General features: G+C 42.5%; 11 protein-coding genes. 1 reads left to right on the forward strand and 10 read right to left on the reverse strand.

The window, feature by feature from the left end:
* From VN379_RS05465 to VN379_RS05495, 7 genes are all read right to left on the reverse strand, one after another.
* The coding region (locus tag VN379_RS05465; protein ID WP_325531616.1) for a D-alanyl-D-alanine carboxypeptidase family protein at positions 1 to 1,136 on the reverse strand (1,136 nt) is incomplete at its 3' end.
* Positions 1,137 to 1,230: 94 nt separating this feature from the next.
* Positions 1,231 to 2,556, reverse strand: coding sequence for a pyrimidine-nucleoside phosphorylase (locus VN379_RS05470; RefSeq protein WP_325531618.1), 1,326 nt, complete (start codon positions 2,554 to 2,556; stop codon positions 1,231 to 1,233).
* 5 nt (positions 2,557 to 2,561) lie between these two features.
* Complete coding sequence (locus tag VN379_RS05475) at positions 2,562 to 3,755, reverse strand: phosphopentomutase (RefSeq protein WP_422663618.1); 1,194 nt, start codon at positions 3,753 to 3,755, stop codon at positions 2,562 to 2,564.
* Between the two features lie 27 nt (positions 3,756 to 3,782).
* Complete coding sequence (gene xerD / locus VN379_RS05480; protein ID WP_325531622.1) at positions 3,783 to 4,670, reverse strand: site-specific tyrosine recombinase XerD; 888 nt, start codon at positions 4,668 to 4,670, stop codon at positions 3,783 to 3,785.
* A gap of 524 nt (positions 4,671 to 5,194) precedes the next feature.
* A complete protein-coding gene (gene spoIIM, locus VN379_RS05485) occupies positions 5,195 to 5,833 on the reverse strand; it encodes a stage II sporulation protein M (RefSeq protein ID WP_325531625.1) in 639 nt (212 codons plus the stop codon).
* 58 nt (positions 5,834 to 5,891) lie between these two features.
* The gene (locus VN379_RS05490) at positions 5,892 to 7,091 is read right to left on the reverse strand and encodes an endonuclease Q family protein (protein ID WP_325531627.1); all 1,200 of its coding nucleotides are present in this window, start codon (positions 7,089 to 7,091) and stop codon (positions 5,892 to 5,894) included.
* A complete protein-coding gene (locus VN379_RS05495; protein ID WP_325531629.1) occupies positions 7,084 to 7,635 on the reverse strand; it encodes an NUDIX hydrolase in 552 nt (183 codons plus the stop codon). Before VN379_RS05495 ends, VN379_RS05490 begins: the two co-directional genes overlap by 8 nt.
* Positions 7,636 to 7,710: 75 nt before the next feature.
* Between VN379_RS05495 and VN379_RS05500 the strand changes: the two genes are divergently transcribed.
* A complete protein-coding gene (locus VN379_RS05500; RefSeq protein ID WP_325531631.1) occupies positions 7,711 to 7,836 on the forward strand; it encodes a hypothetical protein in 126 nt (41 codons plus the stop codon).
* A gap of 42 nt (positions 7,837 to 7,878) precedes the next feature.
* On the opposite strand, the gene VN379_RS05505 is transcribed toward VN379_RS05500, so the two are convergent.
* From VN379_RS05505 to spo0A, 3 genes are all read right to left on the reverse strand, one after another.
* Positions 7,879 to 8,541, reverse strand: coding sequence for a hypothetical protein (locus tag VN379_RS05505; protein ID WP_325531633.1), 663 nt, complete (start codon positions 8,539 to 8,541; stop codon positions 7,879 to 7,881).
* A gap of 16 nt (positions 8,542 to 8,557) precedes the next feature.
* Positions 8,558 to 9,631, reverse strand: coding sequence for a butyrate kinase (gene buk / locus VN379_RS05510; protein ID WP_325531635.1), 1,074 nt, complete (start codon positions 9,629 to 9,631; stop codon positions 8,558 to 8,560).
* Between the two features lie 135 nt (positions 9,632 to 9,766).
* The gene (gene spo0A / locus VN379_RS05515; RefSeq protein ID WP_349255128.1) at positions 9,767 to 10,549 is read right to left on the reverse strand and encodes a sporulation transcription factor Spo0A; all 783 of its coding nucleotides are present in this window, start codon (positions 10,547 to 10,549) and stop codon (positions 9,767 to 9,769) included.
* Positions 10,550 to 10,600: the final 51 nt, after the last annotated feature.

Raw genomic sequence — 10,600 nt, forward strand, 5'->3', positions numbered from 1 at the left:
ATCATATTCTGAAAAATTCTCAGTAGCCCGGCTTTCTCGACAGACTTTTCGGCAAGCAAATCAACTTTTCCTACCTCTTTACCATCTTTTAGAACGACAAGCTCACCACATTTCTGGCCTTCTGCCACCGGGGCATTCACAGCCGAATCTGCTATTATCTTTTTTTGCAGATCTTTATTTTGACCTTTTCCGATAATTAGATTCAAATCTTGTGCTGCAACTAACTGAAGTTCTTTATCCACACCCTTATTGACCTTGAGCCGTTCAACAATTGTACCTTGCGTAACAATAGGGACGGCTGAAAAATTAGCAAAACCCCAGTCCAGAACCTTCATACTTTCTCTCAAATGAGAACGTGGTTCGGGTGTTGCAAATACTGCTGAGATAAGGCGTAGGCCGTCCCGCTTGGCAGTTCCTACAAAACAGTATTTTGCTTCTTCTGTCCAGCCGGTTTTTAGACCATCGCCGCCTTTATACCACCATAATAGTTTATTAGTATTTACCAGCCAGTTCTTGCCGTCTCTAAGCCAGGCTTCTTTGATACCGCACATATCCATATAAAGCGGATGAGTGACGGCTTCTCGGCCAATTAAGGCGGCGTCGTACGCACTCATGTAATGATCTGTTGTTGGCAGACCGTTTACATTGTTAAAGTGGGTGTTAGCAAGCCCAAGTGTTTCAGCCCGGTTGTTCATTGCTTCAACAGCGGCTTGCTCGCTACCATAAATATGTTCCATTAACGCAACAGCGGCATCATTAGCACTAACGACCGCTACAGCTGACAACATGTCCTTCACTGTCATCTTTTCGCCAGGTTCAAGCCAAATCTGCGATCCTCCCTGACGCCAGGCGTTTTCACTTGCAAAAACTTCATCTGCGAGATTAATGCGGCCCTGCTCTACTGCCTCAACCGCCAGAAGTAAAGTCATAATCTTGGTTACACTGGCAGGTGGAAGTCGCTTATGTGGATCTTTCTGAAAAAGTACAGTACCATTCTCATCCATAAGTACAGCCGATACAGCACTAGTCTCTAATTGCGCACCAGACTGTAGTTTTGCCGTCGTTGCCGGTGCACTCAGAGCAGTGGCAACACCCAAAACAAAGAATAGTAACGTCACCAGCACAGTTTTTCGCATCACTGAAAACACTCCTTTCTTTTAAAATTATACTTTCCAATATTAAAACCGCTTAAACAGGGAATTTCAAACAAAAAAATCGACTGAACTTATATCAGTCGATTTGGAGTGAGTTTTGAGTGACTATTCCTATAATTACCGTCGGACTTTCTGCAACCTGGTTACTAATACTAATCGCTTTTTTTAGAATTGATGCCGTCTGATTCAATTTTGACTCAACATTACTATATATCATTGCTAAGGGCTGACCAATACTGATAGGTTGACCAATCCTGCATTTAATAACTACTCCTGCAGTTAAGTCAATTGCCTGCCCTTTATATTCCCTGCCTGCCCCCAGCAGCATTGCTGCATAACCAATCTGGGCGGCATTGATTTCGTTGACAAAACCATGAGAATCACTGGTAACCTCCAGGGCAAATTTGGCCTGCGGTAATTTTGCGGGATGATATAATATAGCTGCATCCCCGCCTTGAGCGACAATAAATTCACCGAATTTAGCAAGCGCCTGTTTATTATCAATCAGTGTTTCCAGCTGCTGGCGTGCAGCCTCTGTCGTAAGCACTTTCCCACCCAGTACCAGCATATGCGAACCAAGTGTCAGACAAACCTCTCTAAGGGCTGGTTCACCTCGTCCTGACAATACCTCAATAGCCTCTCTAACCTCTAAGCTATTACCGATAGCTGATCCCAGCGGTTGCTCCATACTCGTTAATACAGCAACTGTTTCCCGGCCCACAAGCTGGCCAATACGTACCATAGTCTCCGCTAATTTAATAGCGTCGGCTTGGTTTTTCATAAAAGCACCGCTGCCAACTTTGACATCTAATACAATTTTATCAGCACCAGAGGCAATCTTTTTACTCATGATTGATGAGGCGATCAAGGGGATACTCTCGACAGTCGCGGTCACATCCCTGAGTGCATACAACTTACCATCAGCCGGTGCGATAGTGGCAGATTGTCCGGTTATTGCAATATTGTAGTTTTGCAGATTAACGATAAATTCATTACGTTCCAGCGTAGCCTTAAAGCCTGGAATAGCTTCCAGTTTATCAACCGTACCACCGGTAAAGCCTAGTCCCCGGCCTGACATTTTAGCCACTGGCACCCCTGCAGCTGCAACCAGTGGTGCCAGTATTAGCGTAGTAGTATCGGCTACCCCGCCGGTACTATGTTTGTCCACCTTTATTCCGGCGACTTGACTTAGATCCACCATCTCGCCAGAGGTTGCCATTGCCAGAGTAAGAGCAGCTGTTTCCCGGTCTGTCATCCCCTGAAAGTATACAGCCATCAACCAGGCCGCCATTTGGTAATCGGGTATTTCCTCTGTGGTGTAGGCTTTAATCAGGTCTGCAATTTCGCTGTCTAGAAGTTCTAAACCATCTCTTTTTTTGGTAATAATGTCAATAGCACGCACTAGTTTCACCTCAACAGGTCGTTTAAAAAACTTTGCCCAAAAGCCAAGGGTTGCAAGTTAAAGTTGGCAGCGACAGTGGCCCCCATATCGGCAAACGTTGATCTTACCCCTAAATTAACGCTTGTTGGTCTTTGGACCAAACCCTGGTGATAAGCCAAAATCGGCACATACTCCCGGGTGTGATCAGTACCCGGGACCGTGGGGTCACAGCCGTGATCGGCTGTTATGATTAATAAATCACTGGCAGATAATTTAGATATAAAGGAACTTAATGCAGTATCAAATTCTTCAAGCGCCCGGGCATAACCTGTTACATCGTTGCGATGTCCGAAGATGCTGTCAAAATCAACCAGATTTGCCATAATTAAACCATCCGGCAAACTCTGTGCGGCCAAATTTGTTATAATCTCCATACCGTGTTTATTAGATCTTGTCGGGTAAGATTGAGTCAAACCTCTATTGGCATAAATATCAGCAATTTTACCAATGCCAATGACGGCAAAACCGGCCTGCTTCAGTACATCAAGCACTGTTGCTGCCGGCGGCTCCAAGCTATAGTCGTGGCGGTTGGCAGTCCGGCTAAAACTGCCAGGTTTACCGGTAAACGGTCTGGCGATAATCCGGCCAACAGCATGTTTTCCTATGCACACTTTATTTCTGGCAGTTTGGCATAACTCATATAGCCGTTCAAGAGGAATGATTTCTTCATGGGCGGCAATTTGAAAAACACTGTCAGCCGATGTATAAACTATCGGCCGGCCTGTAAGCATATGTTCTTCTCCCAGCTCGGCAATAATTTCGGTTCCTGATGCGGCTTTATTGCCTAAAGGGCTAAATCCTGAATAAAATTTAAACTTTTCAATAACTTCAGGCGGAAAACCATCTGGATAAACGGGAAAAGAGTTAAACAACGGGCAACAGGCTAATTCCCAGTGACCACTGGTAGTATCCTTGCCTTTAGATAATTCAGCCATTTTACCGAAAGCTGCCGTTGGGTGGGAAACTGGCCGAACACCGGCAATGGGTTCAATTAATCCAAGCCCCATATCTGCTAATACTGGTAATTTAAGTCCACCCTTGAGTTCTGCAATATGTACTAATGTATTGGCGCCGGCATCGCCATATTCAGACGCATCAGACATTGCTCCGATACCCACACTATCAAGTACAATAACAAATATTCGTTTGAACAATCTTATGGCTCCTCTGTAAATAATCTAACCTTATTATGCACGAGGATGGGTCTTATCATATACTTCCTTTAACCGGTTTTTAGTTACATGGGTATAAATCTGGGTTGTCGATATATCGGCATGCCCCAGCATCTCCTGTACAGAGCGTAAATCTGCTCCGTTTTCCAGAAGGTGTGTAGCAAATGAATGGCGTAAAGTGTGTGGGGTTATCTCTTTGGTAATGCGCGCTTCCATGGCATATTTTTTAATGATTTTCCAGAAGCCTTGCCGAGTCAGTCTGTTGCCATGATGATTTACAAACAGCGATGATTCCTCATAAGTACGCACTAGCTTTGTACGGCCCTTGCTAATATACTCCTGCACGCATTTGGCAGCAATTGAGCCTAGTGGTACAATACGTTCCTTAGCGCCTTTGCCGTAACACTTAATATATCCCATATCAAGGTTTACATCAGAAATGTTAAGGGATATTAGTTCCGATACCCTGATGCCGGTTGCATATAATAATTCGAGCATAGCTTTGTCCCGAAGACCAGTAGGCTGAAAGGTATTGGGCTGTTTTAACAATTCTTCCACTTCAGCGATAGAAAGAATCCGAGGTAATTTTTTCTCTAGTTTGGGAGATTCCAGATTTACGGCAGGATCTTTCTCAAGATGTCGTTCCCGAACAAGGTATTGATAAAAAGATTTTATCGCAGCAAGATTACGTGATATAGTTGAAACAGCCCGCCCCTTTACCTGGAGGCTGTTAAGATAACTCAGGATGGTGTCACGGTTAGAATTCCGTAAAAAATCTAATTGACTATTTTGCAAATATGTTTGAAACTGCCGTAAGTCCCGCCCATAGGATTCTAGCGTATTTTGAGCCAACCCCCGCTCGACTGCAAGATAGTTAATAAATTCATTAACATACGATTCCATTTTATTTTACCACCCTTTTTTCTTCCCAGATTTCTAGCCCACATTTACAGTATCTGGTCTAGCTATTTTATTCAACATGAAGTTTACTTTTCCTTTATTTGTCTATAATCTTTTGTAAAGTTTTAGTGTTTTTTTGTTAATGACTGCAAACTAATGTCATACTGTGAGTTTGACATGTTGGCAGGATTCATAACTCGTAGTGGTTTCTCCAACAAATGCTGGTCACGCATTTTTAGGCCGGGATTATTTAACTCCCAAAACATTGTCATTAATTTGGGTAGAATATAGAAGATAATAAGCGTTAATAGGACGATTTTTATATATAACTTGGACTTTTTAATGATACTGCGTAAAGAAAACGTCACTACCATGCGCCTCTACTTCCCTCCCTCCCCTTCACCATGGGTCCTGTCTCCGGCTTAACTTAATATCATACATATTCGTTAAATATCAGGTTTATGCGTAATTTAAAAGTCAATCGCATAAATAAAGAAAGACTGCAGAATTCATGCAGCCTTTCTCTACTACTTCACAATTATTTGCGCCACTGTTTTCATAAATACCGGCGAAACATATACCTCTACCAGAGCTGCGCCAACCATAACAAAAAGCATAGTTAAACAAAAAACCGAATAAGCAATCGAATTATAAAATAAGTTAGCTTTATTTTTATTACGTCTCACCAACATCAATGAGAATGTTGTTGCAGAAACACCTGTCGCTAATATTGCCGGTACTGCAAGAAAATTATGAGGGAGCACTGAAACAAGGGCAAATAATAAACCTTTCATTATGTATTCATTGACCAAAAAACCAACAGTAAAACCGATAACAAATCCCCGCAAACAAACCATGAACAAAACAAAGGGGATACCAACAATTGTAAAGCCTAATAGCCACATAATAACGATTACTTTAATGTTGCTTACCATTACCCCGAATAATAGGGCTTGAGTATCGCCTGCTGTATTCTGAGGCTCAACCAATCCTTGAAAGAAAACCCGTAAGTAACCGACAAGCTCAGCTTTTTGTTCATCAGGTAATGTCTTTACAGCCATAGCTCCAATAACTATCCCGATAACAAAAATGAGAATCATAAAAAAATAAGCAACAATATTTGCACGGACATAATCGGCAGCATTCTTGCGAAGCAGTTTTAGCATGCATGTACCTCCTGGCCAGTACCTGCTAAAATATATGTCCTGCTAACACTATTTAGACCTATTTGTCCATTATATTTTTAACCAACCTGCCGTAAATACCGCCGCCACCTGCGGCAATAGCGGCCGTTCCTGCCCGGGCGCTCAGAATAAAATCAGCTATTTTATTACCAGCGGCTTTGGTTAATTCACTATGATTGGCATAGTGTACAATATTCATCTCTGTTTCAAACTCATCTAGCAGTTGATCCTTAATCTTTTTACCCAGCCCGGGAATAAACTCTAAAGGGATCTGATACAAATAGTACGGCCGGTGAAGTGGATGATGTGGTTCAGGGTAATCGGCAATATCGTTAACCCGGTCAAATACCCCTTTAACCAGACTCTTACTGTTACACTCCGGACAGCAGTTCTCCATAAGATCAGCGGTGGCAATAAAACCACAACCTGTACAAAAAGTACGATGATATTTCCCCAGACGGGGATTAAGGCCATAGTTTCCTCTGGCTTCCCGGCCGGCTGTGCGAGACAAGGCTTGAGCCATTTCCTGAAAAGATAATTCAGACATAGCAAGAATAGTATATTCACGTGCTATTTTATCCAATGAGTGAGCATCAGAATTCGTTATAAACGTATAATCAGCCAACTCACTAATTCTGTCAGCCATATTGCTGTCAGCACTCAACCCTAATTCAATGGCAGCCAACTTGCCCATCTCCTGATCGGTTAGAATATGGGACAGCCGTTCACAGCATACACCGTATATACTTTTATGAGGTGTAAAGACATGGGCCGGTATGATGAGCGAGTTGAAATTACTCGCGATATTGACTAGCTGTTGCAGGGGCATATGAGCATTTTGTGAGCTAAGGTTGATATTACGGATAAATTGACTCATATATACCGAAAAAGCCGCCATCGTCTTAATATCAGGTACAAATACCAGTGTGTGCGCTAAACCGCCGCCGGGCTCCCTTGTTTCAATCTCAGCGCCAAGTATAAGCAGCATTCTTTCTTTATATATGTAACCGCCACCATTAACCGGAGTAAGTAATCCTTCTTCGGTTAGCTGCTTTATATCTGCAAGAACATGAGGTGATAAAGCGTCCACAATACCGATAATATTCATTCCTTTACGGTCTGCTGCTTCCTGAAGAATCCCGCGTACTGTTAACCGCCGGGAGGTAGGGATCTTAACCCATTTACCGCTTTCGCTCATTCCAACATGAATGTGCAGGTCGGCAAAATATTGTTTAATCATGCAGTTGTATCCCTGCCAGATACAGTGCAACTAAGCTCTTGGCATCACAGATTTCACCTGTGGCAACCATTTCAGCAATTTGGTCCAGAGTATAGCTTTCACTGTTAATAAACTCGTCTTCATCAGGATCTTTATCTGATTCGATCAAGCCTTCAGCTAAAAATATATGGATAATCTCATTGGAAAAGCCGGGCGTTGTATACATCGAGGTTAATTTGCGGATCCTGCCGGCAACATAGCCTGTTTCTTCCTTAAGCTCTCTAAGTGCACAGGCTTCGGGTTTTTCACCAGGATCAAGCTTGCCGGCAGGGACCTCAAGCATCACCTGCTGTACAGGGTGGCGGAACTGCCGGACGAGGATCACCTTGCCATCAGTAGTTAGCGGTACAACGGCAACTGCTCCGGGGTGTTCTACAACCTCTCGAGTTCCAGTTTTCCCGTTGGGCAGCTTGACTTCATCACGCCGTAGGCTAATTACCTTACCCTCAAACAACCGGGTGGAACTTATTAGTTCTTCATGCAAATCTGTTTCAGTATGCGGCATACTAGGCGACCTCCTTTTACGTGGAATATTTTACCACAATTAATCATATATTACCTCCAGAGGGAGGGATGTCCAATGACAGTGATTGCTAGAAACGGCCTTTATTTTAGCGGCAAAATTAAAGATTTACTGAAAGAATTACGTAGCTTGAGCAAAGAGTATAACACCCTTCAGGATATTGTTAATAAAAATTTACAGTGAGGTTCGAAAAAAACCGTAGTCAACTACGGCTTTTTTGTCTGCTTAGTCCATCCACGGATAATGCGTGTAAGGCTTGAGAATAAATAACGGTCTGTTGATTTGAATAACTTGTTCAAGCCATTCAGGAACTACTACCCATTTAATTGGCAAGGCAAGTGCCGTGGCTGCTTGCTCAACAATAGCTATTCCTTCATAGATGTGCTCTAAGGTCGTTTCGGGGCCAAGATTAGTATTGCTGACCAAACCGCTGATTTTGAGGCGTGAAGCTTGTTCAATGCGATGTAGTATGTTGATAATACCTTCAGTGTTGCCGGTAAATGGTCGTCTGGTATTAACAACCAATAAAGCCTGATAGCTGGATTGATCAAAATATCGTTTAAGTTGTCCTAATGCAATCGCCGATTCACCGCCGCCGGCATCCATGACTACCTTTGTATTTGTCTGTGAAAAAATCTCGACTAAATTATGGGGCAAAATTGGCAAATCGGCATGAGACAAGCGGGAATCGGGAGCAATGACTTTGACGCCGATTGTTTCGAGTAGTTCCCGGTTTTCTCTAGTTCGGAAATAAGGCTTTATCAGATCAATGTCAACAATGGCTGTTTCTTGTCCGGTCTGCTTTAATTTAAGCGCATAGTTGACTGCAAGCTCAGTTTTTCCGCTGCCAAATTCACCTAAAAAAATAGTTATTTGCTTATCTTCCATCTTGTTTTATTACCTTCTACTCATATATTTTCGGTTGCTCTTCCCCACGAAGTATCCTTAGCGTACCTTCAACCAGTGCTTCTAATTCATCCTCACCAGGGTAGATCAGTACCTGACTAATAAATTTTACACGATCACAAATCATTTTAGTGAGCAGCCTTGAATGCGCTAATCCACCAGTTAGTACCACTGCGTCAACACAGCCCTGTACAACTGTTGCCATAGCGCCGATCTCTTTAGCTACCTGATAAGCCATAGCTTCATAAATAAGTGCTGCTCTGGTGTCTCCACCTGCAATGCGGCTTTCTATCTCACGTCCGTCGTTAGTGCCGAGATGTGCTACCAGGCCAGCTTGGCCAACAAGTTTCTTTTTAATGTCCTCAAGTGTATATTCTCCTGAAAAGCACATTTTAACTAATTCGTGTGAAGGTAATCCACCCGCCCGTTCAGGCGAAAATGGTCCAGCATCATTGGGATTGGTTACATCAATCATCCGACCTTTCTGCTGTACACCAACTGAAATGCCACCTCCAAGGTGAACTAGAATTAGAGTAAGAACATTATACTGTTTATCTAAATCTTTAGCCACTCTGTGAGCCACGGCTTTTAGGTTAAGAGCATGAAACAGGCTTCGGCGGGATATTTCCGGTAACCCGGTAATTCTGGCTAATGGTTCAAATTCATCCACACTCACCGGGTCGACAATAAACGCAGGAATTCCCGCCTGGCTGGCGATGCCTCTTGCCAATAACCCCCCAAGATTGGAGGCATGTTCAGTTTGCACACCTACTTTCAAATCTTCGGCCATAGTTTCATTTACAGTATAAGTACCACTATCCATGGGTTTTAGGGGCCCACCACGTCCGACAACAGCAGCCAACTCACAGATCTTAATGTTATGATCTGCCAGCGCCTTTTCCACCAGTTGCCGCCGATAATTATATTGGTCATAAATTCTGGCAAATGACTTAAGTTCATTGCTAGTATGACGTATAACCTGTTCAAACTCTACTTGATTATTAATATAAACAGCCATTTTAGTTGAAGTAGAACCAGGATTAATTGCTAATATCTTATACTGTTGCAGCATCGTTAGCCCCCATATCCAATTTAGATGACAATAATTATTTTATTCATTGCCATGCGCAAAATTCCTGCAATGAATAAAACAAACCCTGCCGACAAATGCCCAGCAAGGTTTGTACATTAATGACTTTAGTTCTTACTAACTAGCTCGCATTTCCATACGCAGTTTATCAGCAATCATAGCCATAAACTCAGAATTAGTAGGTTTGCCTTTATCGAGTTTAATCGTATAACCAAACAGCTTATTTATCATTTCGATATTTCCCCTGTTCCAAGCAACCTCAATGGCATGGCGGATTGCTCGTTCTACCCTGCTAGGGGTAGTGGAGTATTTTTCAGCAATCATCGGATAGAGAACTTTAGTTACTGCTCCCAATAATTCTACTTCAGCAATTATCATCATAATTGCATCGCGAAGATACTGGTAACCTTTAATATGAGCAGGAATACCGATTTCTCTAATAATGTTTGTCACTTCTACATCCATAGGTCGAGCCTTAACTACTTGAACAGTTGCCGCGGCGACTGGACGTGTGGTCATAAGTGTTCCAGCAAGTTGCCTAATCCGATTGATAAGTACATCCATATTAAATGGTTTTAACACATAATAATCAGCGCCTAACTCTACTATTCTCTGAGTTATATTTTCTTGTCCAAACGCAGTAAGCATAATAATTTTAGGGCGTTTATTATGTGAAATATTAATACGTTCTAACACCCCAATTCCGTCTAGATGTGGCATAATTATATCTAAAACTATGACATCCGGAGATTTTTCTTCAATAATTGATAACATCTGCTCTCCATTAAAAGCCACACCCACTAACTCAATATCAGGTTCTCTGTTAAGACATTCTTGCAAAATTTCCGAGAACTCTTTATTGTCGTCAGCGATAGCCACCTTAATTGTTTCTCTTGCCATTACCATTGGAATCCTCTCCCTGCTAAATCGTATATATCTCTATATTATATG

The sequence above is a fragment of the Sporomusa sp. genome (assembly GCF_035561255.1).
Lineage (GTDB): Bacteria > Bacillota > Negativicutes > Sporomusales > Sporomusaceae > Sporomusa.

Excerpts from the sequence above, each read along its gene's own strand:
- VN379_RS05500 (WP_325531631.1), top strand. The coding sequence starts at position 7,711 with ATGACAGTGATTGCTAGAAACGGCCTTTATTTTAGCGGCAAAATTAAA.
- spo0A (WP_349255128.1), bottom strand. The coding sequence starts at position 10,549 with ATGGCAAGAGAAACAATTAAGGTGGCTATCGCTGACGACAATAAAGAG.
- VN379_RS05505 (WP_325531633.1), bottom strand. The coding sequence starts at position 8,541 with ATGGAAGATAAGCAAATAACTATTTTTTTAGGTGAATTTGGCAGCGGA.
- VN379_RS05495 (WP_325531629.1), bottom strand. The coding sequence starts at position 7,635 with ATGCCGCATACTGAAACAGATTTGCATGAAGAACTAATAAGTTCCACC.
- VN379_RS05490 (WP_325531627.1), bottom strand. The coding sequence starts at position 7,091 with ATGATTAAACAATATTTTGCCGACCTGCACATTCATGTTGGAATGAGC.
- xerD (WP_325531622.1), bottom strand. The coding sequence starts at position 4,670 with ATGGAATCGTATGTTAATGAATTTATTAACTATCTTGCAGTCGAGCGG.
- spoIIM (WP_325531625.1), bottom strand. The coding sequence starts at position 5,833 with ATGCTAAAACTGCTTCGCAAGAATGCTGCCGATTATGTCCGTGCAAAT.
- buk (WP_325531635.1), bottom strand. The coding sequence starts at position 9,631 with ATGCTGCAACAGTATAAGATATTAGCAATTAATCCTGGTTCTACTTCA.